Origin of the sequence: Lactobacillus taiwanensis, from assembly GCF_017894345.1 — a bacterium.
Taxonomy (GTDB): domain Bacteria; phylum Bacillota; class Bacilli; order Lactobacillales; family Lactobacillaceae; genus Lactobacillus; species Lactobacillus taiwanensis.
The window spans coordinates 1,729,433-1,755,213 of the sequence record NZ_CP059276.1; the positions used below are offsets into that span (position 1 = coordinate 1,729,433).

Below are 25,781 nucleotides of genomic sequence, written 5' to 3' on the forward strand. Positions count from 1 at the left end.
TAAATTATACGTTTTAATTTCATAATTTTAAAAGTCACAATATCATTTTAACAAAAAAAGGCACTACTTTAACTTAAAAGTAGTGCCTAATTTATACTTATCCAACTAGCCTAAACGTTCTTCAAGAGATGCATCTGCATCTGCTGCAAACAATGGATTTTCTTCTACATTAGTAAGACGGTCGTTTAACATAGCATCGTGAATTTGTGCTTTCAATACACTAATCATTTGTGCTTGCGTAAAGTTAACCATCTTGTTAATGAGTAAAGTTGCCAATCCAGTAGCAGCAATCCAGTTAGAAATCACAATATGCTTTAATCTTTCATCGGAATATTGTTCTGCATCAAATTGTTGCTTGAATTTTTCAATTCCAAGTCCCATTAAAGTATCAACAATCATTTGGTTACCAAACTTACCGTCGACAAACATTGCTCTAAATAGGTCAACATGTTCTTTAGCAAAGTACAAGTATGAAAGATCTAAGTCAATCAATGGTTCACCTGTAAAGTTTTGTTGAAGAGTATTAGACTTCAATTCATCAGAAATTCTTGCTAAAACTTGATTACGTAAGTCTTGCATGTTCTTAAATTCAAGATAAATTGGTTGAGTTGAGCAGTTAACTGCCTTAGCAATATTTCTTGCAGTTAAACTTTCAATTCCACCACGAACTGCTAATTTATAAGCAGCATCAAGAATTCTTTGCTTATCTATTTCCTTTTTTCTAGCCACTTTAATTACCTCATTTAATTAAAATTTTTTACAAATATTCACACATAGAGATCATCTAAAAATAGCAGAATTGCCTAACATCTGTTATTTCTCCGTGTTTATATTATAACAAAAATGTGAAAAAGTGGAGAAATTTATATCAAATTCTATAATCTTTTAAATAAACTTGAATCATCATCCCCAGTAAATTGATCATAATGAGAATTAATCATTTCAATAACTTGTTGTTTATCTAAGCCTTCATTTGCTGCAAATGCCAAAAATGCTGCTGAAAGAATATAACCTTTTTCACGATTATCAACTAAATTGTCAGAAAATTCCATGTTAATGGTATTATCTTTATAATCAGTGGTAAGAATGATTTTTTTATCTTCTGGTAATTCTGCCATTTTAATACCCTCGCTTACTTTAAGTTTTTTACGTTATACAATATAGATTATATTATATTAATAGAAAGTGTGAAACCTATGACATCTCCTGTTGGACGTTCATCTTGTACATCTATTTTAATCGGTAAGAAAGCTACTGTAGATAATAGCGTGATTATCGGTCGAAACGAAGATGCTAAAACTGCTTGGCCAAAGCATCTTGCTTTTAATTCACATCAAATAAAGAAACATAACATTTTTAAATCAAAAGACAATAAATTTGAAATAACATTACCAGACGAGTGTTTTTCTTATTCTTCCACTCCTGAATGGACAGATAAATATGGTGTATTTGAAGAAGATGGAATCAATGAATATCACGTTGCAATGAGCGCTACGGAAAGTGCTTATGCTAACGACCGAGTAATGGCATTTGATCCTTTTGATGAAGAAAAAGGAATCTTAGAAGAAGCTATGATAACAGTTGTCTTGCCATTCATCAAATCCGCTCGAGAAGGTGTTGAACGTCTAGGTAAAATTGTTCAAGAGCATGGCGCAGCTGAAGCAGATGGAATTTTATTTGCAGATAGAGATGAAGCCTGGTATATGGAAATTGGTTCTGGTCATCATTATGTTGCTCAGCGTATTCCTGATGATTCTTATGCCGTAGTAGCTAATCAATTAGCAATTCAAGTAATTGATTTTAATGATAAAAAGAATTTCATTACCTCTCCCGATATTCAAAATTTCGTTTATCAAAATAATCTCTGGCCAAAGAATAAACCATTTAATTTTAGACTAATTTTTGGTACACATGATGATTCTGATCTAACTTACAATACACCACGTGTTTGGAGTGGACAAAAGCTATTAACCCCATCAATAAACCAAGATCCAGAAAGTTTTGATTTACCATTTATTAGAAAACCTGATCACCCTGTATCTATTCAAGACGCTCAACGTGTTTTAAGCGATCACTTTAATGGCACAAAATATGATTTAACTAATTCTAAAAATGAAGGACAACCGGCTTACCGACCAATTGCTGTTGCTACCACTCAAGAATCTCATTTGTTACAACTCAGAGATGAAGATATGGTTCATTGGCTCGCGATGGGAATTGCTGCTCAAAGTGTTTATATTCCCTTCTATCCCCAAGGAACTAAAGTACCTACTATGTTTAAATACGGAAAAGAAGAATTTACTACTAATTCCGCTTATTGGGTCTTTAAAATGGCTAGTGTCTTAGTTGATCGAAATTGGGGTAAATATGCAACTGATTTAGTTAATACCCAAAAAGCAACGAATCTAGCTTTGAATAAACTACGAGTTGAGTATGATAAAAAATTAGCTCAAGAAAAAGAGAATACTAAAAAAATTGATCTAGTCAATGAAGCAAACAAAAAACTGGCTAATGTTGCTACTAAGAACTATCAAAAATTAATTGCCAAACTTATTACCGCTCAAACGGCAGATTCTCCATTGAGATTTAAGATTGATCCTAATTTGTAATAAAAACATAAAGTCTAAAAATACGCAGATACAAATTTGTACCTGCGTATTTTTTATTTCTTTTTCAAACTCAAGTGCCCATCTAACATTTCATATATTTTGTCAGAATACTTATTAAGTCTTAAATCATGGGTAACTAAAATAATAGCCTTTTCTTTTTGTTTAGCTAAAGTCTTAAATAGTTTTCCCACTTCTTCAACCTTTTCACTATCTAATGAAGCAGTAGGTTCATCAGCTAAAATAATTGCTGGATCTGCATATAGTGCTCTAGCAATTGCAACTCTTTGCTGTTGACCACCGGATAATTCTTTAGGATATTTATTTACTAGTTGAGAAATTCCTAATTCATCTAGCAATCCATCAAGAGCTTCTTTACTTAAATTACCAGTCTTTTTAACTTTATCTACTAAAATGAATTGTTCTCTAACAGTTAAATAAGGCACTAAATTATAAGCCTGAAGTACAAAGCCAATTTTATCTAGTCTTAAAGCATCAGCTTGTTTAGGAGAGTAATTTGTTACATCTTTTTTTCCAATAAAAACTTCACCAGAAGTCGGTTTTTGTAAAGCTCCAGCGATAGTTAAAAATGTACTTTTACCGGCTCCAGATGGTCCTTCAATTAGAACCACCTCTCCTTTTTGTGCTTCAAAATTTATATTTTTTAGAGCATTAACCTTAGCATCTCCTTGACCATAGGATTTGCTTACATCTTTTAATTCAATTACTGACATTTAACTGCCTCCCTTACACAGCCTTTGAAGGATCAACCTTAAGAATTGAACGAATCGGAATTAATCCACCGATTGCCCCCATTAAAATCATCCCTGCAAACGTTGAAATCATGATCCATGGGGCAAAATCAATCGGTACAGTGGCTGGCATTACGCTAACAGTAAGCAACATCAAAAGATATGCTAAGACCGTACCTATAATTACTAAAATTAATGATTGGCTAAGAGTAGCACCAATTAATGTCTTGCTTGGGATACCTTGTGCTCGTAAAACAGCATAATTTGGCATTTTTTGAATAGTTAAAATGTATAAAAATACGGCAATCACAATCAACGAAATTACGAATAGAAAACCAATCATTAATTCAAAAGTTGAGTTTTGGGCTGTATAACCAGGTAATTTATTAACAAAAGTCTGCTTATCGTAAGATCTAACATTCTTAGCTTTAAAATCTAAGTTTTTCTTAGAAATAATTCCAGAAGCTTCTACATTCAGAGCCATTGGTCTTAGTTTCTTCCATGCTGCCATCGTCCCATAAGCAATTGGCGCAATATTAATCTTGGCATTTTTTAAGAAACCAACGATTTTATACTTTTGATTGCTACCATTTAGGGTTACTTTATCACCTAAGCGGTAACCTCTATTCCAGAGAATTTGATCAACAGCTATTTCGTCATTATGCTTTGCTTTACGACCAGAAACTACTTCCAAATCTTTATAGATGTACTCATCTTTATTCAACCCAATAAATTGAGCTGAAATTGTTTGATGTTTCTTTTCTTTCATTACAATTGGCACTATCCCGACATAGCTATCATTTTTTGTCTTTTTAAAATCTTTTAGATCTTCTTTGGTTAACAAAGACTGACTTAAACTTACATTCGAATTGTCATTCAAAACCACTGCTTGAGTCTGCCAGCTATTAACTGCTTGGGTATTTTCTGAAGCTAGACCTACTGACAATGATGACAGCATAAAAATTAAATATGCAATTAAAAAAATCATCAATGTAATTAAGCCGTACCGGAACTTCTCGTATTTTATTTCTTTTAGAGCTAAAAACATTTTTGCCTACTTCCTTTGTAATAAACACAAACTTTCATGGTATCTTTTTAGAATTTTTTCTTTATTCTCTTTATCAAATAAAGCTAAATCTATTGCTTCATGAGTTAAAACCATGGCAGCCCAGACTTGAGAGTCGAGATTAAGAAAAGCATCCTTCTGCTTTTTATCATCTCCAAGAAAAGATTGATTCTGACTAAGATGTAGTTTAATGAGATCAAAATAAATACTATTTTTAGTCTGATCAATAAAATTAACAGTCATTTGATAGAAAGATTCCGGATCAAATTCTTTTAGTCTTGCCGGAGAGCCCATGTGGACCTCTTTCATCGCAAGTCGATAAAGATAAAGATATGCATCTCTTAAATCACCAAAATATTTGTAAAATGCACCTCGAGCAATTCCTGCATCCTTTACGATTCTTGCTACTTGAGCTTTAGCCAAAGGATAGGTACTGAATTCCTTCAAAAGTGCTCTTTCTATTCTTGTTTTCTTTTCATCTGAAAGATTTATAAAAGTTTCACTAACCATGTCTTTCCTCCTTGTGACATTGTGTCACTTTTGATGCATCTTAAGTCTATTCCCAAAGTGACACTGTGTCAACATCTAGGTACAAAAAATGCTTAATTTCGATAAGATATCAAAATCAAGCCTTAAATTTATTACGCTAAAACCCGATTATAGTAAACCAAAGTCCCATATTCTTTATTAATATCTAATTCAGCCAAACCACAGTTTTGCATTTGATCAAAATACTTAATATCACCATTAGTTAAAAAATGAGCACAGATCATTCTGCTTACCACACCGTGACAAACGACTAGCACTGTATCATCAGCATGTTTTTGATACAAATCGTCAAAGAATGAGGCGATTCTTTTTCTAAAATCTTCTCGCTTTTCAACACTTGAAGCGTATTTATAGATATTATCGTTAATTAAACCTTTTTTATTAAAAGCATCGGGATATTTAGCACGATATTCAAGGGATGATTTTCCATCCCAAGAACCATAATTTAATTCCTCAATTCGTTTATCTGTCTTAATTGGAGTATTATCCCCTACAAAAATCCTAGCAGTTTCTTGTGCTCTTTTTAACGGACTAGCATAGACTGCATCAAATTGACTAGGATCGAAATTTTTAGCTGCTTTTTCTGCATAAGCACGACCTTCTTTACTTAGATCCGGATCAACGCTTGAGCCTTGAATCATACCTTTTTTATTTAATTCAGTAGTTCCATGACGTAAAATTACTACTCTCATAAAGCATCTTACCTCTTAATTCCATAATATAAGGGCTCTGCTCGATTAAATGTCATTAATCTTGGGCGCTCAATATCATTTTTTTCAAAATGAAGTTCAGTAAAACTAACATTTCTTACTGTCATTACATCTTCAATTTTTAGTTTAAACCATCTAGCTATTAAACTCCTAATCACAAATCCGTGACAAACAATCATAATCGTCTTGTCATTAGCATCGGGTTGAATCTCAGATAAAAATTCTTCAACTCGATCTGCTACTTGACTAAAAGTTTCACCGCTTTCAGCATATTCTGCATATTTACTATTAATAGTTCCTAAATCATCGAAGGCATCAGGATATTTTATCTTAAGATCTTCAGCATGTTGTCCTTCCCAAGAACCAAAATCCATTTCTCTAAGTCGATCATCAGTAATAATTTCTTTTTGAAAATCAGTTAAAATTTGAGCTGTTCTTTTAGCTCTAATTAATGGGCTTGCATATACTCGATCAAGTTTACTATTGTCAATTAACTTACTCACTTCTTCAACTTGCTTAACACCAGTTTGACTCAAATTAGGGTTACTTATGCCTCCAGAAATTATGTCTGAAGCATTATGTTCGCTTACTCCGTGTCTTACTAATAGCAGATCCATATAATTCACAATCCTTTATATTTTATCCAAGAAAATATTATACTAAAAATTTATTAAGCTACTAAATTATCTCACATGTGAGACTATAATGAAGTTAGATAAAAGGAAAGTAGGCATTTATATGGCAACAATTACACTTGAGCGTGACGGGCTAAAACTGGTTGGTACTCGCGAAGAACCGTTCGGCGAGATTTATGACATGGCGATCATTTTCCATGGCTTTACGGCTAATCGTAACACTCCATTTCTAAAAGAAATCGCTAATAATTTACGTGATGAAAATATTGCTAGCGTTCGTTTTGACTTCAATGGCCATGGAGATTCTGATGGCAAATTTGAAAATATGACCGTATTAAATGAAATCGAAGATGCTAATGCAATTTTAAATTACGTTAGAACTGATCCCCATGTACGAAACATTTACCTCGTGGGACATTCACAAGGCGGAGTTATCGCTTCAATGTTAGCTGGACTTTATCCTGATATTATTAAAAAAGTAGTTCTTTTAGCGCCGGCAGCTACTTTAAAAACTGATGCACTCAAAGGTAGCACACAAGGCGTAACATATAATCCTAATCACATTCCAGACCGACTCCCATTTAAAGATTTAACTTTAGGTGGTTTTTATCTACGTGTTGCTCAGCAATTGCCTATTTATGAAGTATCTGCACACTTTACTAGACCTGTATGTTTAGTACATGGTACAAACGACACTATTGTCTCACCAGATGCTTCTAAAAAATATGATCAAGTCTACGAAAACAGTACTTTACATTTAATTGATGGATCAGATCATAGTTTTAGTGATAACTATCAAAAAATTGCGGCTGACTTAACTGCAGAGTTTCTGCAAGATAATAATGCTTTTTAATTAATTTAAACAAAAAGGGAAATCTAACGATTTCCCTTTTATTCTTCAATAACCTTTTTAAACTGATCGCCAGCTAATTGGCGGTAATAATTTGCCTTAGTTGCTTGGTAATAAGGCGTAAGCCAGAGCCAACCTAAACCAAATGGAATAGTAGCTAAAATTGCCCAACCAATGAAACTTAAATCTAATAAAAACAACTCACCCTTATGACCGTCCATTAATTTACGACTAGCCGTAATTGCCTCAGTTGGTGCAATATCGCTACCTGCTTCAGCCATATCTTTGACAATGTAAGGTGCCATTGAATACGAATATCCTTTAACAATCCCTGGGATCACTAAAAGAAGTATCCATAAAGAAATAAAAATATTAACTAATAAGGATGTTAATAGTGTTGGCAGAAATTTACCACTAGTAAATCCTGAAAACATAGCAGTAAAAATATTTTCAGTCTTTTCTCCATCCGCTAAAGTCAAAAAAGTATAGGTAACACCATAAAGAACCATGCTACCTAGAATACCAATGCTAAATGAACTTGCTAAACTAGCTATAATTCCACCAACGAAACATAAACCTACAGCCCAGAGCCAATTACCACGTAACTGCTCTTTTGCATTTGCTTTTAGTTCTGATCTTTTCATTATTTCTTCTCCCCAAATTAAATATAAGAAGAATTTATCATTTATCGCAATTTACTACAACCGTTTTTTAAAGACATAAGTTTCTGCAGAAGAATCTTCAGCTGAAAAAACATAACCAAAATCAGAAAACTCTTTTAATTGTTCAGGAGTATTAATTTGCTCTTTTGCTGCAAAACGAACCATTTCTCCACGGGCCATCTTGGCATGAGTCGCAATTTGTCGCCACTTACTATTTTTATTCTCTAAAAATTTAATTGTGATCATCCTTTGCCCATCTTTTAAATATGGAACAATTAAACGTGAATATTCTAGAGATGCCAGATTAAGGACCGTTTCTGTATCACGGAAAAGTTCTTGATAAGGCAAATCTCCCCAAAAATGATAAAGACTGTAGTCTTTAAACCCTGTCATTTGCGTCTTTAATTCTAAACGATAGGGAATTACGCCATCAAAAGGCTTCAAAATACCATAAAATCCAGATAAAATACGCAAATGGTCTTGAAGATAGTCTAATCCTTCTCGTGGTAAAACATCACCTGCTAAATATTGATATTGAATCCCTGAAAAGGCTAAAATAGCCGGCGTTAATTTTTTATCAAGATCACTTACTAGAAGATTATTTTGATTTGTTCGAACAATATTATCATTAGCCTTCCACAAGCTTTTTAATTGTTCAAAATTTCTCGTCTTTAAGAAATCTAATAATTCTTGGGCCTTATCTAAATATACCGGCCGTGATCTTACTAAAAAAGTATCTTGATCTATCTTCATTTTTTTTGCAGGTGCAATAATTATTTTCATACTCTTATTTAACATTAGCCACCACGATAAATAAAACAATCAAACTAACAACTGCTAAAGCTGTAGAAACTATTAATTCTATTTTTCCCTTCTTTTTATCTTGTAAATTAGCTGTAATGTATCGCGCACTAGCAGCTACACTAACAAACAAGAACATAATAAAAAGCCATAAAAATAAGCATATTTCCGTACCCTTCTATATCTATTTTTAATTATACGTGAAAACATTTTGCTTTGCTTAAAATTTCTTTTCCACTTATAATCAATCTTGAATATGCAATAGAAAGTGAATACTAAAATGTGTGAAAAAGAAGATTTAAATATTGGTCTTGTCTTGCAGTATCAAGTTGCTCCTAAAGGAACATTTGACGCCGACACTCTTGTACGCCATGCAAGAGATTTTGGCTTTAGAGGAGTAAGTATTAAAGATGGCGATGATTCTCAAATAGAAGCATTACAAGCTGCATGTCAAAAATACGCTATTAAGTTCTGTCAAAAAAGACCAGCAGAAAAATTAATTTCTCCAGATGTATTGGCCAAATTAATTGCAGCACGTCTAGACAACATGAATATTTATTTTGAAGTGGAACTAAATCAAGATGGGTCTATTAACCCTGAATCAGATCCAGCTATGAAAACCTTGCGTACATGGATTGATCGTTTTGGTCACGCTTATTACGAAAGCCGTGCAGATCATGAGATTAAAGCAGATGAAGATAATGTTCATGTCTTTTACAATGCGATCGCCAAATATCAACGCTATGTTTTCATCCATATTCCACTTGAAGAAAGTATTGAGTTAAAACATGTTCCTCAAGTAGAAAAAGCTGCTTGGATTGATACTCGAAACGAATTAGAATTTAAGCAAGATGGCGATCGTCTACATATTGAACTTAAACGTAAAGAAGACAGTGAACAATTTTCTGTTTATGGCTTACGTCTTCAACTTCATCGTCCAGAAGATGATTTAGGAAAAACTGAATATTAAAAAGAAGATGTCAAAGCAAATTTGCTTTGACATCTTCTTTTTACTTTTATAGCAAAAAAGTACCCTTATGCTAGGATACTTTTTTGCACTAATTATTCTTTCTCAGGCAATATCAAAATATAATTCAATAGCTTATTGGCATTACTGCGTTTATCTTCAAAATCTTTAATAGTATTATTTAATTCAACTAATCGATCCGTAATAATTCCATTAACGTTCTCATACATCATCTTCATCATGATATTTGATTTGTTTACAGTCCAGGCATAAACAGGTTTGTTTTGAAGCTGCGCTTGCCATATAAAATCATTATTTAAAGTTGAATACTCCATAGAATATCCATCTGCAAGACTTTGGGGATAAGTAAAATTGTAGGGCTGAATATATAAGACAAATAATTTAGGATTAATCTGATGTAATCCTTCAATAACACGGTAATCTAGCGATTGAACTTGATAATTGCGTTTAAGAATTAGCTTGCCATATTTTTTATTAAATCTTTCAAGCATTTTAGGCGAATCATTCGGCGTTGTCTTAACTTCAATTAATAATTTTTGCTTTAGCTTGGCAGCGGCCTTTAAATATTGGTCAAAACTAGCGATTTTAGCATGGTATCCATCTTCATGAAGCGTAATTTTAGTCAATTGATTCAAAGTTAAGTCCTTCGGTGTTTTATCGATACCAGCTAATTTTTTCAAATTTTCATCATGCATAACCACGAATTGCTTATCCTTTGTTTCATGCAGATCTATTTCAACATAATCAGGATGAAGTTTAGCTGTTTTCTTCAAAGCAGGAATAGTATTTTGCACACCATTTTTGTCACTAACTCCACGGTGCGAAATAGTAATTGGGCGTTGCATCTCCGTGCCTTTTAAATAAAGGATATTATTAACTCCAGCAGCTAAAAGAAAAATAGTTATCAAACATAAATCCATTATTTTAATAGATTTTCTTTTTTCAGATGTTACTTGTGTTTGAACTATAAAATCATCCAAAGGCTTAATAACAATCAAAATAGAGATTACACTAATCCCAATTGCAACAAATTCACTGATTGCTTGAACTAATATCAGATTAAAAGTAGCAAAGCCAAAACTAAGAGCTTTTGATAGATGATCTAATCCTAATTGGCAGAAGTACACCAATAGATAAAAAACAAATAAAATTAGACCAGCACTAATCCCTAATACTACTAACCTACTTAAAATCGTCAACCACTGCTTATGGCTGGTCAATTTCCAACTTTCTTTCATCGCTACCAAAGTCTTTTTTCTTTGATAGATCATTATCGGAAGAGTCAAAATTAAGCGAATACCAAAGACAAAAGCAAGAATATAAAAGATCATTAATCCACTTGCCAACCAAACATTTCTCATCAAAAAATCCAAGATAAATTCTGGAATTTGAATTTTTGCAAGTAAAGGTGCCCGGTAAACAATATCAGCAAAAGGGACTATTAATAAAAAGTATAACGCCAATAAAAGCACAGAACTAATTCGAACTGATTTATAAGTTTGAATTAATTCCTTTAGCAAAAATCTAAATGTAAATTTTTCCTGAGAAATTTCTCTAATTCCTAGTAAGATTAATGCAAATCCACCATAAATTACTAATAATAAAATAGCTAGTTCAAGAATTAAACATAGAAATACTAAAGTATGAGTTGTAATGATAATAATAATATTTTGATATGAAATAAATGGAATAGCACCAGCTTTTAAAATCCCTGTTGTCACATATCGAAATACTGGAATCACTAAAACTTGAGTAAAAATGTCTATGCCAATAAATAAGGCTATATATTCTAACCAATGTTGTTTAAAATTTTTAGAATATGTATTTATATCTTTTAAAATATTCTTCACAAATTAATCCCCAATCATTACTTTTATTAACAATTTTACCCATAGAAAAAGGAATCCTGACTATCTAGGATTCCTTTTTTTCAAGCTTAGCAGTTTTTACATGTGAAAAAATCAATTCGCTTAATTCTTGGAAGAATAATCTATCCTCTATATCTCTTCCCCTATAACTACTTAAAACAGTACAAAAAACTGGAGCTTTTTTAGTCATAAACGCACAAACCTCATGCCGTGCCTGTCTATCTCGTCCTAACTTGTTATACGTAAGAAGATTATCCCCATAAAAAGTTAAGTCTGTAGGAATAGTATGATTACTTAATCCTTTACGCACCAAAGCACAAAAAGGATTTTGAGTAGTCATCAAATGTGTAATCAATTTATCAACACTAGTAGCTGTACATTCATTATCCTGACCACTTGCTGAATAACGCATCAATTCCCTACCAATTCTTAAGCCAGGATAGTTGTCCTTTAACCATGCATCAATTTCGTAGATATCAAACTTTTCAATTAATAAGTTAGTAGCCACATTATCTGATAATGCACTAATCAAATAAACTAAATCTAGCACACTCCAATTCGTGCGACGAAGAGCGCCGATAATTCCAGCATCACGTACACGAGAAAGATCGGTAACTTCCATCATTTCGTTAACAACATCTGGATTCTCTTTCCACTGATCTTCAATATACGTCGCAATGGACAAGTCAATCAAACTTCCTGCTGGAAAAATCTTATCGGCCTGATATTGATACATTATTTTATCGCCATATTTGACAATCACACTTGCATTAATATCATATTTTTGGATAATTTCAGTAATTCCACCCTTTAACATAAAGCAATCGCCTTCCTTATAAAATTAGACAAAACTTAACCTACGTTATTTTATATATTATGTCAGCGTCTTTATTTATAAAATAATTTTAAAACTTTTCATTATCAAGTATCAAGACAGCTTTAAATTTTCAAAGAAAAAAAGATGCCAATGCATCTTATTCCTTAATATTTTACGACTATTATTTAATATAATATTTGAATTACCTTTTTTACTTCAAACGTTTTAACTGATTAGTCAACGACTCTGTTTTTCTAAATTTTTCTTCTAAATTCGACAAATCTTGATTAATTGTTGCCAAAAACAATACGCTTGAAACAAGCATTTCTGAAAATAATGAATTAATCGCACCAACTCTGAGTAATTTTTCATCAGTTGAAACACCTAAAACAACATTACTAATTTCAACCAAAGGAGATTGCCGCGAACGTGTAACTGCAATAATTGGAGTATGATTTTTTCGTGCTTGATCAGCCATCAATAAAGTTTCTTGGGTTAAACCGCTATAAGAAAAAATCACTAAAACATCTGTAGAATGAGAATAACATATCCTCTCTAGCGCAATATGAACATCCTGATTAAAAATCACGTTTTTACCGCTACGAATAAATTTATAATACAGGTCTTGCGCTGGTAAACTCGAAGCACCAACGCCAGCTAAATAAATTCTATCAGCATTCTTTAAAAAGTTTATTGCCTGATTTAATGCCATACCATCAATCAAATGAGCTGTTTGCTCAGTGTTTTTTTCAATACTTAATAAGAGCTTTTGCAAAATAATATGAGGATTATCATGATTTCCCACAATTGGATCAATAACATTGTCATTTTCTTGAGGTGTATCTTGAGCTAATTGAATTTGAAAATCTTTAAGCCCTTTAAAACCGAGCTGCTTACAAAAACGAATCATTGAAGCAGCACTAGTTTTGGTAATTTTTCCTAAGCCTTGTGCATCTTCTTGTAAAAAAACTTTTGGATGCGCTAATAAATAATCCGCAATCTTTTTAGATGCACCTTTAAAATTTGGATAATTGTTTAAAACTTTAGTTGATAAATCCATACTGTACCTCTTTTTCTAATTCAATATTTTAAGGTGCTGAAATACTATTTCAAGATTTTTGTACGAAGTTTAATAATCTTTTTGCTTCTTTTTTCAAGGTCACGTTATCATTACATTCAGATAATTTATAACCAACAAAATATGGCGGCGCATAAAAACGTGGAATAATCTTACAACATATTCCATTTCGATTTGGATAGAAAAACAAGTTATATGAATCACAACGACCGCCATACATCTCTTTTAATGTATAGCGTATTCCGTATTGAATCCAGTCAGCCCATTTATCTAAGCCTGAGTCTTCTAACAAATTAATATTTAATTCTTGAAATCCTTGAACGGGATGCGTAGCAAAGTTAACTTCCATATTATTTGTTTTAAAGACATGAATTCCAGTAAAATTATTTTCATAGATATACTTGTAGCCATCTTCTTTATTCAAACCGACAACTTGCATATGCGGGTGCGCTAAAGAGCCATTGGATTTAGGGCCAAAATTTTTATACCAAAGGACCGATCTAAATTCACCACTTTGTTGCATTTCATCAAAGCAATTTAAAGCGAATTTCATTAATTTACGATTATATTCTTGGGAATAACTGCTGATGTCTCCATTATGTTGGTCCGACTCAATTATGACTGTTTGCTTTGTATCCTTTAATGTTGGAAAACGATTAGCAAGCCAAATCATTGATCCATTAGTTTGATAAATATCAGTTAAATTTTCTACATCACAAAAAGGACAAATATTACTTTTTTCACTATTGAAGCTAGACGGCTTATTTTTAGCTACGGCAAATTCAAATATAAGTGGATCATTATTCAAACTTTTCCCTCATTTCTAAAAAATATTTGCACTTCAGTCTACACTCTACTATAATAATTATTGAAAGTGATTAAAACGCTTTCATATAACATTTTGTAGCTTTCCTTAACTTTACTCTTTCGGTTACTTTTCCGAGAGAGTTTTTTTACTTTAAGAAAGAACAACTCCTAATCCCTTATTTTTTGCGTCTTGAATTAAGGCATTTACTCGATCAGAAACATGATCTTGTTCAATATCAATAGCATTTCCTAAACCAAAATCAATTGTAATTTTCAGCAAATTTAAATAAGCGTCTTCGCTATCCAATTCAGTTTTACCACCAAATTTCTGACTGCGAAAAGTAATCAAAATTGGAATCTCCTTCATCATATCCTTAAGTTTATTAGCTACTTCAATCAGTCGATTCATTAAAATTACATCTTCAAAATAGTCAATTCTCCACTCCATCATTTCTGGTTGGAGCTTTTTTATTTTTTCTGCCTGATTTAAAATATCTGCTTCATTTGTTCCAGTATTAGTTAATACAGAAATATTTTGATCGTTTATAAGAATGTGATTTTCAGTAAATTTCATGATTTTCTCCAAATAAAAAATTGCTACATAAATTATAGTAGCAATTTCATTTCTATTCATTAAAATTTATCTCGTTTAATACTACGAATGATTGCGATAACCAATACTAAAATACTACATCCCATGCCAAAATAGGCCATGTAGCCGACGCTAAACATCTGTCCAATTTGAGCTGGATTAATTTGGTGGTTGATCGCAAATTGATTGGCCCACTGATGAATCAAAGTTGGTGTTAAAACAAATAAAATTGTTGATATACCTGAGCCTACCAACATTGCACGTCTTGAATAAGGTTCTCTGAAGAACTGAGCCAATACACAAATAGCTGGTGCAACCATCAATAAAAATGTCCAAATCATAATCCATCTACCAGCAGGATCATTCATAAACTGCCCAGTATTTGTGGCATAGCGATATGTCCCCCATAAACTCCCACCTAATAAGTTATCAAGTAAGCCAACAACATTTGCTCCTTGTGCAGCATAAGCATTATTGGTGCTTGCAGCTGCACCTTGAAGCATTTTTAACATGTCTTGTGAACCCACAGTTTGAAAGTTAATTGTTACAACCTGACGCATATAAGTAGATAAAAACATGACCATTGAAGCGCCTAATTGTAGTGCTTTTAGTAAATGAAGAGTTTTATTACCACCAAGTTTAAACTCTAAACTAAGAGTTCGATTGGGATTTTTTCTTTTTACGATAATAAAAGCCCCCACTATTGCCGCAATAAGAAGAATTATGAGTCCAAGCCACCATTTAGTCATAATAAAGATAATTGCCAGCACAATTAAAGTTACTGAAACATATGGTCGATTTAAAAATAAGTCCCAAATATTTACCTTATCGTGACTTGCTAAACGTTGACGATATTCTTCTCTAGTTAATACTTTTTGTTCTTTATTATCCCTTGAATCTTGCTTCTTGCTCATTACACTCAACCTTTAACTTATTTTGCTAGTCAATCTTAGCATGTTACATCATTCTTCGCATTACTTTTTTAAGAAAATTAAGCAACTTAAAAATATCATGAAAATTCCTATGAAAACTCTATGCTAAAATAGACTATTGAAAAATAAGAAATATCTTAGATTGGGATGACTATGTGACTAAATCTCACACCTATACTTTACCTAGCGGTTGGCATAAAATATTTTATACCCTGTGGCTAGGTTGCTTTATTACTGGATTAGGTTACTCAATGACAATGCCATTTATTTCTCTATTTATGGCTGAGTTAGGTAACTATAATAAATTACAATTAAACCTTTATTCTGGATTAGCCTTTGCCATGACTTTTATTGCCCAGGCCATTATTTCTCCTTACTGGGGAAACTTAGCTGATCGAAAAGGAAGAAAGCTCATGTGTATGCGGGCTGCCGGCGTTATGAGTTTAACTATCTTTATTACAGGGCTAGCACAAAGTGCCTTCTTTATTATTTGCATGCGCTTTTTACAAGGCTTGTTTTCTGGATATATCAATAACGCCACTGCCTTAATGGCTGGTGAGACACCACATCAGCGTAGCGGATGGGTAATGAGTCAAATGATGACTGCCGGAACAGCAGGCAACTTAGTCGGGCCACTAATTGGTGGTGCCTTATCTAGTGCCTTTGGATACCGCATCCCATTCTTTATCACCGGTGGTTTAATGTTTTTAACTTTTTTAGGAACATGGCTATTAGTTAAGGAAGATTTCACTCCTGTTTCAAGAGAAAAGATGAAACCGATGAATGAAATAATGCATGGATTGCCTAATGTTAAGTTGATCATTATTATGTTTGTCACTACAATGATCGTCCAATTATCAACCATGTCGATCGATCCGATTGTTTCTCTTTATGTGAAATCACTCATGCCTCATAGTCACAATATTGCATTAATCGCTGGAATTGTTGCTGCTACTCCTGGTCTTGGAACGATGCTTTCTGCTTCTCATATTGGTCATTTAATGGATCAAATCGGCGCTGAAAAAGTTTTGCGTTGGGGCCTACTTATTGCTACAATTTTGTTCATCCCGATGACTTTTATTCCCAATGCCTGGTCATTAGCTTTCTGGAGATTTTTATTAGGAATTATTAGTGCTGGTTTGCTTCCGGCAGCTCAAACTATTCTAACTTTAAATGTTCCACCAGAAGCATTCGGTAGAGTTTTCTCTTATAATCAATCATTCCAAGCAATAGGTGCGGTTCTTGGGTCTTTACTAGGTTCAACTATTTCTGGTATGTTTACCTATGAATGGGTGTTTGCAGCGACTGGAATTACCTTATTGATTAATTACTTAATTATGCTAATTTCTTCTCATCGCGAAAATGCCTGATTTGTTAAAGGAGTATTTAATGAAAACTATTGGTATCACTGCAAGTATTAAAAATAATAAATTAATTGTTGATCGAAGTATTATAGATACTGTTGTAAAACTAGGCTATCTTCCACTTGTTTTTGCACCAGTTAGTTTAAAGACATTCCCACTTCCAAATGTTAATTTTGATGCTTTAATTCTAAGCGATGGTCCTGATATTACACCAATTTTCTATAATGAAGAACCACTTCCTGAACTTAAAGAAACTGATCCTCATCGAGATCAATTCGAATTAAATCTAATTAAAAACACTCACGATTCTAACTTGCCAATTTTAGGAATTGGGCGTGGAATGCAAATGTTAAATGTTGCTTTCAATGGAACACTTTTCCAAGATATTTATGCTCAAAACTCTGGTGCAGGTGTTCAGCATATTCAGAAAAATGATTTATCTTTAGAAAGTCATCACGTAAATGTAACTGAAGAAAGCGAACTTGCTAAGGCTGTTGGTACTCATCCCTATGTTAATAGCCATCACCATCAAGCTATTAAAACAATCGCTAACAACTTTAATATTGTAGCAACTGCCCCTGATGGAATTATCGAAGCTATTGAATCAACTGATCAAACAATGCTAGGAATTCAATGGCGTCCTGATAAATTGCTGGATGATCCAAAGCAAGAAAAGATCTTTACTAACTTTTTTGATAAGTTAAACTAAAAAATAAGAGCTAGAGAAATTTTTCCTCTAGCTCTTATTTTAATTATCAGTATTTTTACCAGCACATAGATTTAGACGAATAATTTTATTAAACATTGCTTTTTCTTTATCTGAGATTTTATGAGCAACTTCAATTACCGCTACATGAGGATTTTTTAACAGCGTCTCATGAATTGCAAGAGATAAATTAGGATCTAAAGCACTTGTTGCTTCATCTGCAAGTAAAATTGGTCTACCAGATAGGAGTGCACGCGCAATTTCAATTCGCTGAATTTGACCACCAGACAAGCCGTTTCCAGCCTCGCCAACTTTATGATCTAGTCCCTCTTTTTTCACCAATTCATCTAATCCTGCTAAATGAATAACTTTCTTCAGTTTCTCATCGCTAACTTTTCTACCTAAAGTGATATTAAATCGCAAGGTGTCATCAAACATGAAAGGTTTCTGGTTAACGTAAGAAAAATAGTTATGAGCCTTAGCCCAATCTCCAGTTACATTTTCTCCATTAATTAAAATTTTACCCTTTACTGGACGTTTTAATCCTAGCATTAGTCGAAGTAAGGTAGTCTTTCCCCAACCACTTGGAGCCATGAGTAAAATCTTTTCACCAGGTTTAACTTGCAAATTAACATCAGTAAAAATTGTATGTTTATCAGACTTAGTTTGGTAAGCAAGATTTTCAACATCTAATCCTTCAAACTTCTCCGGTTTTTCTGAATTTTCAATTGCTTCGTAGTTAAGTGCCTTTTGCGTTTTCTTCCACATTGGTACAGTAGACTTAACTTGATTAAATTCATTAAATAAAGTTACAACAGGCGTAATGAAGTTCATTGCTAAGTCGACCATCATAAATAGTGTCCCCACGCTTAAGCTACCCTGCATCATCATTATGCCGCCAATTGTACATGGAATAATAAAGCAGAACAATTCTGCAGCAGAATAAATTAATTCTAGAGCCCAAGCCTGCGTTAAGTTCATATTACGCAAGGCATTTTCCATATTTTGAGCCGAATGCGTTGCTCTTACTACAATATTGTTTCTAACATTATATAGCTTAGCTGATTGAGCCCCATTTAAAGAATCAGAAACGTTCTGTGTATAATTTGCATTGGTTTTAGCCCAAATCTTAGACTTTTTAGTAATAATTCTACTAGTAAAAATTTGTACAATTGCTGGAGCAGCCATTGCCACTACGAAGATAATCGTCATTTGCCATGAATTATACAAAGCAAACGCTAACGAACCTATAAAAGTTAAGCCTTGATAAATCATATCAAGTTGTGCCGTAATTCGATTAGTTTCAATTTGCTTTAGATCATTAGTCATGAGCGACAAGCCATTTTTAATATCTGGTTCATCTTGATCAACTAAATACTGCAAATTAGCTCGCTTAAAGACCATGTTAACATCACGAATGATTCCCATCTTTACACGCTCATAGATGAAATTACTCATCATGAAGCATAGCTGCCCTAAAGCTGTTAAAGCTGCTAAACGCACTAAATGCATTATATCTTTAGAATGCGATGATGCTACATTTAGCATAATTTTAATCATATACGCTACAAATAAAATATTACAGGCTTTTACCGCAGCCAAAATAGTGAACCAAATCACCTGACTTCGTCTTGCATATTTTAAACTCATCTAAAACTCCTCACTTTAGTTAGACGTTAGTTTATTATATATGGCTTTATTTTCTGAATCAAATACACAAAAGTAGACTTTAATATTAAATTTTTGTTGTTTAAGCAAACTTCTTGTAGTTTCAACCGCAATTTTTGCAGCATCTACCTTTGGATACCCATATACACCAGTTGAAATACAAGAAAAAGCAATTGAATGTAAGTCATATTCTTTAGCTAAATTAAGACTATTTTTATAACAAGATACCAATAATTCAGCATTTTGTTGAGCAAAATTAGGATTATACACAGGGCCAACTGTGTGGATAACATATTTAGCTGGCAAATTATAACCCTTAGTAATTTTAGCTTCGCCAGTATCACAGCCATGAAGAGTTCTACATTCTGCTAGTAATTCTGGACCAGCTGCACGGTGAATTGCCCCATCAACTCCACCGCCACCTAAAAGTGTTCTATTAGCTGCATTAACGATTGCATCAACTTTTAATTTTGTGATATCCGCTTGAATTAATTGAAGATCACTCACTAACTCTCACCCTTTCTAATATTTCATATGTATATTTTATCTCAAACACAAAAATAAGCTCATCACCAAAGTAGGAAATGAGCTTATTTTGATTTATGATCATGAGTATATATTATAGGCAAATGTATGTAAGATTGATAAAAAAATAATTATTAGAAATTTACTAATCAAAACTTATTCTTGTGAAATATAAAAATATACCAAAACATATATATAAGAAAAACAATTGATACTATTCCAAATGTTACAGTCATTAGATCATTTATATTTCTAATAATAAGTATAACGATCGGACCTATACAACAAAATAAATAGCTTATTTCTAATATAAGTTTATTAACATTCATTTTTTATTCGTTCCACTAATAGATAAAATATTATTAATTTCAAGGCTTTGAATATATGTATATAATACAAAACTGTTAAAAATCCATCAGTGGAGTGTCTATCATGACACAACTAAAATGCTATATAGGCTGTAATCGACTCCATCCCATGTCTTTCAAAAAAGTCTAAAATCTTTTTTGCTTCTAATTTTTCTTCATTAAAAAGATAACCATAATAATCTGCCATCACTTTAAAAAATATAGTTCTTGGCTCAACCGGTAACTTATACAGGAAATTTCTCAACTTACTTATCATTTCAAAATTTCTATCATTTTTTATGAGCATTATGTTTAAATAATTAACCATTATTCCGCCAAGTATTTCTTGAATTTTCCTGCTGCCTTTATCTATTTCCTTATACTTTCTTAAAATCATATTTAGTTCATACTCAATCTCTGATTCATCAAACAGAGATATAGCCATAGCAAACAAGCGCAAGTTATCTTCTCCCCACTCATCTATATTAAGTATTAATTTCTTAATCATTGCTTCTTCTTTACATGATAGTTTATTCTTTTTAAAAAAGTTCTCTAAAAGAATAGCATGAGCATAAACATTTCTGTATTGATAATCTGTAGCACAAATTTTTCTTATTTCTACAATTTTTGAAAGATTTTGTTCATAATATGCATTTCTTAACTGCTCTAAATATTTTTTACTTTTTCCCTTACTTTCTATACCCTGAAAGAAATCGGAAATATTAACTCTATTTCGTTTAAGTATTTCAATCAAATCTTTTGCGTTAATTTCATGTAATCCTCGTTCGATTTTTGAATAGTAGGATTTTGTTAAAATATCTCCTACCATCTCTGTTTGACTTAGTCCTAGTTCTAACCGTAGTTTTTTCAGTTCTTTCCCTATTTGCATTATTTCATCTCTTTTCTAAGTTAATGATATGTAATTATATAATTCTAGTCCTAAATTTAGAACAAAAAATAAGCTCATCCCCTAAAACGGAAATGAGCTTATTCTTAATTTCTTGATTCTTCAACCCAAGATTTTATTTATCCTTACTTCTGTTTTGCTAGTTCATCTAATTTTAATACTTTATCGAACTTTTCTTTTTCTTTAGTAGAAATTTTATGTGCTACCTCAATAACAGTTAATCTCGGATTATCTAAAATAATGCTGTGAATCTTTTCGGATAATTTTTGATCCAAAGCACTGGTTGCCTCATCAGCCAACATAATAGGTCGATCTGATAGTAAAGCCCTTGCAATTTCGATTCTTTGAATTTGCCCTCCTGATAAATTTTTTCCTTTCTCTCCTACCGAGTAAGTTAAACCCTTTTCATCAACCAATTCCTTTAATCCAGCTTTCTCAATAACCGCATTTAACTTTTTTGATGGATACTTTTTACCCAATGTAATATTAAATTCCAATGTATCATCAAAAATAAAAGGAGATTGGGTTACATAACTAAAATAATTATGGGCTGTTTCCCAGTTATTAGTAATATTCTCAGAATCAATTAAAATCTTTCCACTATCAGGTTTTAATTTTCCCAATAATAACTGTAAAAATGTCGATTTTCCCCATCCACTTGGTGCTGTAATCAAAACTTTACTTTTATGAGGAATAGTAAGTGATAAATCAGTAAATATGTTTTTTCCATTTATATTATAGGTTAAACTATCTGTTTGTAATTTCTTGAACGTACAATTAGAAGTCTGTTTCTGATCATTTGGCGCTGTTGGAACATCATTTAATCCAACTTCTATTTTTTTCCAAATTGGTTCAGTTGACTTAATTTGATTCAATTGATCAAAAATATTAACAATAGGATTAATAAAATTATTAGATAATTGAACAATCATAATCAAAGTACCCGAACCAATTTGACCGTTATACATTAAAACAGCACCTATAAAAAATGGGAGAATAAAACTAAAGATATCAGCTAAAGCGATAATAATTTGATTTGCTACATCTTGAGTATAGTTTAATGACTTTAAAGCATTTTCCATACTTTTAGCATCAGTAATAATCCTCTCTAAGACTGAATTTCTCGCATTATATAAATTTGCAGTTACTGCTCCATTTAATCCATCGCTTACTCTTTGTGTATAGTTTGCATTTCTTTGTTCCCATTTTTTTGATTTACTTTGAATCTTTTTGACAAATAATTTTTGTATTAAGCCGGGTAATAAGGTAGTAATCATAAATATTATAGTTAAAAACCAACTATTTAATAATCCAGCTACTAATGATAAAACAAATGAAAAAATCTCTGTAATAATCAATAATTCATTACTGATTTTTAACGTTTCTATTTGCTTTAAATCATTTGTCATCAAGTTAAGTCCTTCTTTTTGAGAAGTGCTATTTTTATTCATCAAATGAGTCATTAATCTTTTTTTCAATTCAAGATTAATTTCTAAAATAATTTTATTTTTTAAATATTTATATGCAAAGTTAGAAAACATAATTATTACTATTATAAGAGAACCCAACAAAGCGATTATTAAAAGTTGAGTTAATCCTCCACGCTGGTATTGAGCATTATTTAGCATTAATTTTGAAACATATGCAATTGCAACATTCCCCGATGCATATATAATTGATAATAAAATATACAATGTAACATTTATTTTTGATGCGTATTTTAAAGTCATTCCCTCAACCCTCTTTCTTTAGACATTGTCAATACATAGTAAATTCCTGGAGTACCCGTTAAAAAAGAGTCATCTCTTCGATTATATCTAGACGGATCCGTCCAATATCTATATGCTCCTTTTTTAGAAGACATAGCATATATTATTTTTCTATATTTACTTTCTAATTCTTTTCCTTTTTCATAATACTTTGAGAAAAATAAAATTCCCGCTGCTCCCTGTAGTAGATTAGCTGTAAATACAATATTTAAATTTAGCAACGTATGATTTATTAGACCAAGTATATTATCTATATTATTTATGTGTTTTTTAGTTAGTCTCTTATAAGATATTAAAAATACTCCTATTCCTGCTGTTCCTGAAAAAAGTAAGGGATAATGGTGATTGTCAAAATTTGACATTTGCCAGTATATGTATCCATTTTTATAATTTTTCTTCATATTTATTTGTTCATAAATCATATCTGTAATCTTTAGAATTTTTTTATTATCCATAATTTTTAGATACTCGCAGAAAAATATTCCAACTCCAACTGATCCATAGCCTAGATCTAAAATTTTATTATTAAGTTTATAATTTGCATTACCTGCATTGATATCAATAATTTTTCCGTCTCTTACTTCAATACGTTTATATACTGTATTTATAAGTGTATTAATTATTTTTAGTAAACGTTTATCCTTAGAAAGATGATATGCTTTGCACAACATATATCCAATTCCACAATTTCCGTACAAAAAACTTGTATAGTATTTTTCAAAATCTGTATTCTCTAACGAAATGATAATTTTTTCTCGTAAGTCCCTATATTTGATATTTGAGTAAAATTTATTGTACCAGTCAATACAGTATAGAAGACCTACGTCGCCTGTAATTAAATTATGGACATTATAGTGTGGAATATAACCATAAGCATAATTGATTGTATTTAACAACTTAGTCATTTTGTTATAAGAATATTTTTTATTCGAATAAGCTTGATTTTTTAATAACATTAGATCCGCCACTAATCCTCCATCTAAACTAATAATTTGAGTTTTTCTTAAAACATCTATCCTATTAGTCACTTTATTATTGGTAATTACTATTTTTTTAGCTCTTTCCTTAAGATAGGCTTTTAAGTTTAGATTGATCGTATTAGATATTATCGGCTCGTTTAGAGGCATATCTAAAGTAAAATTTTTTATTAAATAAAATTTTTTTATAAAATATGATAATTCTTTCTCACAGTGATACATCATTTCAATACCAAGAAAAGACAATTGCAATATCCTAGAATTTTTCTTATTTATTGCAATAGCAATTTTTTCTAACTTTTCTCTTTGCTTTTTAGAGCTAATTAAATCTTCCTGATAAATTGGTTTTACGGTAGTAGTTAAATAGAATATAAGGGCTCCTAAGCCATATACATCTCGTTGAGTAGACCAACGTCTAACACCATTTTCTCTTATTGAAAAAAATCCTGGAGTTGCCCCATCATAAGCTTTTAAATTAGAGAATTGATTTGCTAGCTCGTAATCTATAAGTATGGGAATATCGTTGTTTACAATAATATTACTTGGAGATACATCTCTAAAAATAATGCCATTATTATGTAATTTTTTAATATCTGATAATAGATAATCAATAATTTTAACTATAAATATATTTCTTTGATTTCTATCAGCATCATAATATTTTCCGGTTCTAAAATATTCACCTAATGAAAAACCGTATACAAATTCTTCGACTAATATTGACTCGTTCGTATACTCCTTTAATAAAATAGGTTTTACAGAATTAATAATATTGTGAATTTTTTTTAAATAGTAATATTCATTTTTCAATCTATCCGCTGCAGATCTTCCTAACTTATCAATAAGTTCATTTGCATACGCCTGTTTTATAAATACCTTTTTATTTTTATAAAAAGCTACAAATGTATTCCCTTTACTAGTTGTATTAATATGCTTAATCTTTTCGAAGCCTAATTTTTCTAACTTTAGTGTTATTCGTTCTTTTTCATTAAGAGGAGGCTTTAAAAAAGTAGGGATTGCAGTTTTCAATAGACTTTTACGATAATCTAATACTTTTTTTCCTTCATAATTAATAGCAGGTTTTAAGTACCCCATACTATCCGGCAGATATTCTGCTAAAAAAGCACCATATCTGAAAAAAACATTAGTATCTTTAAATCTATAATCCCATCTAACTATAGGATACTTATTCTCTTTGAGATCGGCACTTAATTTTTCCGCATAATCTTTTAAATTAGCAAAACTCTGGTCAGATGGATAAATAGTTATCATTTTTCCTTGTGTTTCAAGCTTAGTTCCGCCAGTGGTCAATGCTAGCATGGCATGATAATCAATCGGAATCTTAAAAGTATCTTTTTTTTCTATTACAATTTTAGAAACTCTTTCCACTATTTTCCAAAAATCAACAGGAGATGCTGAAATATGTATTTTCCACCCAATTGTTGGAATAGTATTTTCTTTAGATGTTAAATAAATCCATTGTTTATCAAAATTAACCTTATAGCTATTTGATAAACAATTTATTTTTAATTTATAAACTGGATTATACATAATTTTTCCTCCTAAACTACTTGACTTAATTTTAAAAATAAAATATTATTAAGTCAACATTAAAAAAGAAAAAGGAGAATTAAAATTATGAAAGAAAGCAAGAAAGAAATTTTAACTATTTCAGTAAAGGAATTTACAAATGATATGGATCCATTAGCAGTTGATCTATTCGGTGAATGTTTTACTGGTAAAACTATTATTAACAAATAAGGCTACTACTTTAAAAGTTTAACCTTTATTACGAACGCTAAATC

General features: G+C 31.6%; 27 protein-coding genes. 6 read left to right on the top strand and 21 right to left on the bottom strand.

The window, feature by feature from the left end:
• Window positions 1–105: 105 nt before the first annotated feature.
• Both H1A07_RS08515 and H1A07_RS08520 read right to left on the bottom strand, forming a co-directional pair.
• Window positions 106–729: a TetR/AcrR family transcriptional regulator gene (locus H1A07_RS08515; protein ID WP_057718669.1), complete on the bottom strand. Its 624-nt coding sequence runs from the start codon at window positions 727–729 to the stop codon at window positions 106–108.
• Between the two features lie 146 nt (window positions 730–875).
• Window positions 876–1,118: a hypothetical protein gene (locus H1A07_RS08520; RefSeq protein ID WP_004898039.1), complete on the bottom strand. Its 243-nt coding sequence runs from the start codon at window positions 1,116–1,118 to the stop codon at window positions 876–878.
• A 78-nt stretch (window positions 1,119–1,196) separates the two neighbouring features.
• On the opposite strand from H1A07_RS08520, the gene H1A07_RS08525 reads away from it, so the two are divergent.
• Window positions 1,197–2,609, top strand: a complete 1,413-nt coding sequence (locus H1A07_RS08525) for a C69 family dipeptidase (RefSeq protein WP_210144936.1) — start codon at window positions 1,197–1,199, stop codon at window positions 2,607–2,609.
• Window positions 2,610–2,662: 53 nt separating this feature from the next.
• On the opposite strand, the gene H1A07_RS08530 is transcribed toward H1A07_RS08525, so the two are convergent.
• From H1A07_RS08530 to H1A07_RS08550, 5 genes are all read right to left on the bottom strand, one after another.
• Window positions 2,663–3,340 carry an ABC transporter ATP-binding protein gene (locus H1A07_RS08530; RefSeq protein WP_210144937.1) on the bottom strand — a complete coding sequence of 226 codons (678 nt, stop codon included), beginning with the start codon at window positions 3,338–3,340 and terminating at the stop codon, window positions 2,663–2,665.
• Window positions 3,341–3,353: 13 nt separating this feature from the next.
• Window positions 3,354–4,406: an ABC transporter permease gene (locus tag H1A07_RS08535; RefSeq protein ID WP_057718673.1), complete on the bottom strand. Its 1,053-nt coding sequence runs from the start codon at window positions 4,404–4,406 to the stop codon at window positions 3,354–3,356.
• Between the two features lie 6 nt (window positions 4,407–4,412).
• Window positions 4,413–4,934, bottom strand: coding sequence for a TetR/AcrR family transcriptional regulator (locus tag H1A07_RS08540; protein WP_210144938.1), 522 nt, complete (start codon window positions 4,932–4,934; stop codon window positions 4,413–4,415).
• A 131-nt stretch (window positions 4,935–5,065) separates the two neighbouring features.
• Entirely contained in the window at window positions 5,066–5,665 is a 600-nt protein-coding gene (locus tag H1A07_RS08545) for a histidine phosphatase family protein (RefSeq protein ID WP_094496939.1), read from the bottom strand.
• An 8-nt stretch (window positions 5,666–5,673) separates the two neighbouring features.
• Window positions 5,674–6,300, bottom strand: coding sequence for a histidine phosphatase family protein (locus tag H1A07_RS08550; RefSeq protein ID WP_210144939.1), 627 nt, complete (start codon window positions 6,298–6,300; stop codon window positions 5,674–5,676).
• 121 nt (window positions 6,301–6,421) lie between these two features.
• Here H1A07_RS08550 and H1A07_RS08555 point away from each other — a divergent pair, with 121 nt between their 5' ends.
• Window positions 6,422–7,171 (top strand): alpha/beta hydrolase, encoded by a 750-nt coding sequence (locus tag H1A07_RS08555; protein ID WP_057718677.1) that lies wholly within the window; start codon window positions 6,422–6,424, stop codon window positions 7,169–7,171.
• Window positions 7,172–7,209: 38 nt separating this feature from the next.
• On the opposite strand, the gene H1A07_RS08560 is transcribed toward H1A07_RS08555, so the two are convergent.
• Genes H1A07_RS08560 through H1A07_RS08570 form a run of 3 tightly spaced genes read right to left on the bottom strand, consistent with a single transcriptional unit; the run spans window position 7,210 to window position 8,770 of the window.
• On the bottom strand, window positions 7,210–7,812 hold the full coding sequence (locus H1A07_RS08560; protein ID WP_210144940.1) for a DUF975 family protein: 603 nt from the start codon (window positions 7,810–7,812) through the stop codon (window positions 7,210–7,212).
• 54 nt (window positions 7,813–7,866) lie between these two features.
• Window positions 7,867–8,613, bottom strand: a complete 747-nt coding sequence (gene yaaA, locus H1A07_RS08565; RefSeq protein WP_420889506.1) for a peroxide stress protein YaaA — start codon at window positions 8,611–8,613, stop codon at window positions 7,867–7,869.
• 4 nt (window positions 8,614–8,617) lie between these two features.
• Window positions 8,618–8,770, bottom strand: coding sequence for a hypothetical protein (locus H1A07_RS08570; protein WP_210144942.1), 153 nt, complete (start codon window positions 8,768–8,770; stop codon window positions 8,618–8,620).
• A gap of 141 nt (window positions 8,771–8,911) precedes the next feature.
• On the opposite strand from H1A07_RS08570, the gene H1A07_RS08575 reads away from it, so the two are divergent.
• Complete coding sequence (locus H1A07_RS08575; RefSeq protein WP_210144943.1) at window positions 8,912–9,601, top strand: hypothetical protein; 690 nt, start codon at window positions 8,912–8,914, stop codon at window positions 9,599–9,601.
• Between the two features lie 92 nt (window positions 9,602–9,693).
• Here the strand turns inward: H1A07_RS08575 and H1A07_RS08580 are convergent, their stop codons facing one another.
• From H1A07_RS08580 to H1A07_RS08605, 6 genes are all read right to left on the bottom strand, one after another.
• Entirely contained in the window at window positions 9,694–11,469 is a 1,776-nt protein-coding gene (locus H1A07_RS08580) for a glycerophosphoryl diester phosphodiesterase membrane domain-containing protein (protein WP_210144944.1), read from the bottom strand.
• Between the two features lie 64 nt (window positions 11,470–11,533).
• The gene (locus tag H1A07_RS08585; RefSeq protein ID WP_210144945.1) at window positions 11,534–12,304 is read right to left on the bottom strand and encodes a serine hydrolase; all 771 of its coding nucleotides are present in this window, start codon (window positions 12,302–12,304) and stop codon (window positions 11,534–11,536) included.
• A gap of 211 nt (window positions 12,305–12,515) precedes the next feature.
• Window positions 12,516–13,364, bottom strand: a complete 849-nt coding sequence (locus H1A07_RS08590) for a MurR/RpiR family transcriptional regulator (protein ID WP_057718682.1) — start codon at window positions 13,362–13,364, stop codon at window positions 12,516–12,518.
• 49 nt (window positions 13,365–13,413) lie between these two features.
• Window positions 13,414–14,190, bottom strand: coding sequence for a DUF4931 domain-containing protein (locus H1A07_RS08595; protein ID WP_210144946.1), 777 nt, complete (start codon window positions 14,188–14,190; stop codon window positions 13,414–13,416).
• Between the two features lie 150 nt (window positions 14,191–14,340).
• Window positions 14,341–14,823: a type I 3-dehydroquinate dehydratase gene (locus tag H1A07_RS08600; RefSeq protein ID WP_244974121.1), complete on the bottom strand. Its 483-nt coding sequence runs from the start codon at window positions 14,821–14,823 to the stop codon at window positions 14,341–14,343.
• A complete protein-coding gene (locus H1A07_RS08605; protein WP_210144947.1) occupies window positions 14,823–15,695 on the bottom strand; it encodes a cytochrome C5 in 873 nt (290 codons plus the stop codon). The genes H1A07_RS08600 and H1A07_RS08605 overlap by 1 nt, the downstream gene beginning before the upstream one ends.
• A 173-nt stretch (window positions 15,696–15,868) precedes the next feature.
• On the opposite strand from H1A07_RS08605, the gene H1A07_RS08610 reads away from it, so the two are divergent.
• A complete protein-coding gene (locus tag H1A07_RS08610) occupies window positions 15,869–17,083 on the top strand; it encodes an MFS transporter (RefSeq protein ID WP_057718685.1) in 1,215 nt (404 codons plus the stop codon).
• A gap of 19 nt (window positions 17,084–17,102) precedes the next feature.
• Complete coding sequence (locus H1A07_RS08615; protein ID WP_210144948.1) at window positions 17,103–17,786, top strand: gamma-glutamyl-gamma-aminobutyrate hydrolase family protein; 684 nt, start codon at window positions 17,103–17,105, stop codon at window positions 17,784–17,786.
• Between the two features lie 39 nt (window positions 17,787–17,825).
• On the opposite strand, the gene H1A07_RS08620 is transcribed toward H1A07_RS08615, so the two are convergent.
• From H1A07_RS08620 to H1A07_RS08640, 5 genes are all read right to left on the bottom strand, one after another.
• Window positions 17,826–19,433 (bottom strand): ABC transporter ATP-binding protein, encoded by a 1,608-nt coding sequence (locus H1A07_RS08620; RefSeq protein ID WP_210144949.1) that lies wholly within the window; start codon window positions 19,431–19,433, stop codon window positions 17,826–17,828.
• 15 nt (window positions 19,434–19,448) lie between these two features.
• Window positions 19,449–19,958, bottom strand: a complete 510-nt coding sequence (locus tag H1A07_RS08625; RefSeq protein WP_210144950.1) for an O-acetyl-ADP-ribose deacetylase — start codon at window positions 19,956–19,958, stop codon at window positions 19,449–19,451.
• Window positions 19,959–20,417: 459 nt separating this feature from the next.
• Window positions 20,418–21,212 (bottom strand): helix-turn-helix domain-containing protein, encoded by a 795-nt coding sequence (locus tag H1A07_RS08630; RefSeq protein WP_210144951.1) that lies wholly within the window; start codon window positions 21,210–21,212, stop codon window positions 20,418–20,420.
• Window positions 21,213–21,355: 143 nt separating this feature from the next.
• Window positions 21,356–22,960 carry an ATP-binding cassette domain-containing protein gene (locus tag H1A07_RS08635; protein ID WP_210144952.1) on the bottom strand — a complete coding sequence of 535 codons (1,605 nt, stop codon included), beginning with the start codon at window positions 22,958–22,960 and terminating at the stop codon, window positions 21,356–21,358.
• The gene (locus H1A07_RS08640; RefSeq protein ID WP_210144953.1) at window positions 22,957–25,527 is read right to left on the bottom strand and encodes a class III lanthionine synthetase LanKC N-terminal domain-containing protein; all 2,571 of its coding nucleotides are present in this window, start codon (window positions 25,525–25,527) and stop codon (window positions 22,957–22,959) included. Before H1A07_RS08640 ends, H1A07_RS08635 begins: the two co-directional genes overlap by 4 nt.
• Before the next feature lie 87 nt (window positions 25,528–25,614).
• Here H1A07_RS08640 and H1A07_RS10425 point away from each other — a divergent pair, with 87 nt between their 5' ends.
• A complete protein-coding gene (locus tag H1A07_RS10425; protein WP_268766060.1) occupies window positions 25,615–25,737 on the top strand; it encodes a hypothetical protein in 123 nt (40 codons plus the stop codon).
• The last annotated feature ends 44 nt before the right edge of the window (window positions 25,738–25,781 follow it).

Bases quoted from the DNA above. Each gene is read 5' to 3' on its own strand.
- H1A07_RS08520 (WP_004898039.1), bottom strand. From the start codon at position 1,118: ATGGCAGAATTACCAGAAGATAAAAAAATCATTCTTACCACTGATTAT.
- H1A07_RS08525 (WP_210144936.1), top strand. From the start codon at position 1,197: ATGACATCTCCTGTTGGACGTTCATCTTGTACATCTATTTTAATCGGT.
- H1A07_RS08530 (WP_210144937.1), bottom strand. From the start codon at position 3,340: ATGTCAGTAATTGAATTAAAAGATGTAAGCAAATCCTATGGTCAAGGA.
- H1A07_RS08535 (WP_057718673.1), bottom strand. From the start codon at position 4,406: ATGTTTTTAGCTCTAAAAGAAATAAAATACGAGAAGTTCCGGTACGGC.
- H1A07_RS08540 (WP_210144938.1), bottom strand. From the start codon at position 4,934: ATGGTTAGTGAAACTTTTATAAATCTTTCAGATGAAAAGAAAACAAGA.
- H1A07_RS08545 (WP_094496939.1), bottom strand. From the start codon at position 5,665: ATGAGAGTAGTAATTTTACGTCATGGAACTACTGAATTAAATAAAAAA.
- H1A07_RS08550 (WP_210144939.1), bottom strand. From the start codon at position 6,300: ATGGATCTGCTATTAGTAAGACACGGAGTAAGCGAACATAATGCTTCA.
- H1A07_RS08555 (WP_057718677.1), top strand. From the start codon at position 6,422: ATGGCAACAATTACACTTGAGCGTGACGGGCTAAAACTGGTTGGTACT.
- H1A07_RS08560 (WP_210144940.1), bottom strand. From the start codon at position 7,812: ATGAAAAGATCAGAACTAAAAGCAAATGCAAAAGAGCAGTTACGTGGT.
- yaaA (WP_420889506.1), bottom strand. From the start codon at position 8,613: ATGAAAATAATTATTGCACCTGCAAAAAAAATGAAGATAGATCAAGAT.
- H1A07_RS08570 (WP_210144942.1), bottom strand. From the start codon at position 8,770: ATGTTCTTGTTTGTTAGTGTAGCTGCTAGTGCGCGATACATTACAGCT.
- H1A07_RS08575 (WP_210144943.1), top strand. From the start codon at position 8,912: ATGTGTGAAAAAGAAGATTTAAATATTGGTCTTGTCTTGCAGTATCAA.
- H1A07_RS08585 (WP_210144945.1), bottom strand. From the start codon at position 12,304: ATGTTAAAGGGTGGAATTACTGAAATTATCCAAAAATATGATATTAAT.
- H1A07_RS08590 (WP_057718682.1), bottom strand. From the start codon at position 13,364: ATGGATTTATCAACTAAAGTTTTAAACAATTATCCAAATTTTAAAGGT.
- H1A07_RS08600 (WP_244974121.1), bottom strand. From the start codon at position 14,823: ATGAATAGAAATGAAATTGCTACTATAATTTATGTAGCAATTTTTTAT.
- H1A07_RS08605 (WP_210144947.1), bottom strand. From the start codon at position 15,695: ATGAGCAAGAAGCAAGATTCAAGGGATAATAAAGAACAAAAAGTATTA.
- H1A07_RS08615 (WP_210144948.1), top strand. From the start codon at position 17,103: ATGAAAACTATTGGTATCACTGCAAGTATTAAAAATAATAAATTAATT.
- H1A07_RS08620 (WP_210144949.1), bottom strand. From the start codon at position 19,433: ATGAGTTTAAAATATGCAAGACGAAGTCAGGTGATTTGGTTCACTATT.
- H1A07_RS08630 (WP_210144951.1), bottom strand. From the start codon at position 21,212: ATGCAAATAGGGAAAGAACTGAAAAAACTACGGTTAGAACTAGGACTA.
- H1A07_RS08635 (WP_210144952.1), bottom strand. From the start codon at position 22,960: ATGACTTTAAAATACGCATCAAAAATAAATGTTACATTGTATATTTTA.
- H1A07_RS08640 (WP_210144953.1), bottom strand. From the start codon at position 25,527: ATGTATAATCCAGTTTATAAATTAAAAATAAATTGTTTATCAAATAGC.
- H1A07_RS10425 (WP_268766060.1), top strand. From the start codon at position 25,615: ATGAAAGAAAGCAAGAAAGAAATTTTAACTATTTCAGTAAAGGAATTT.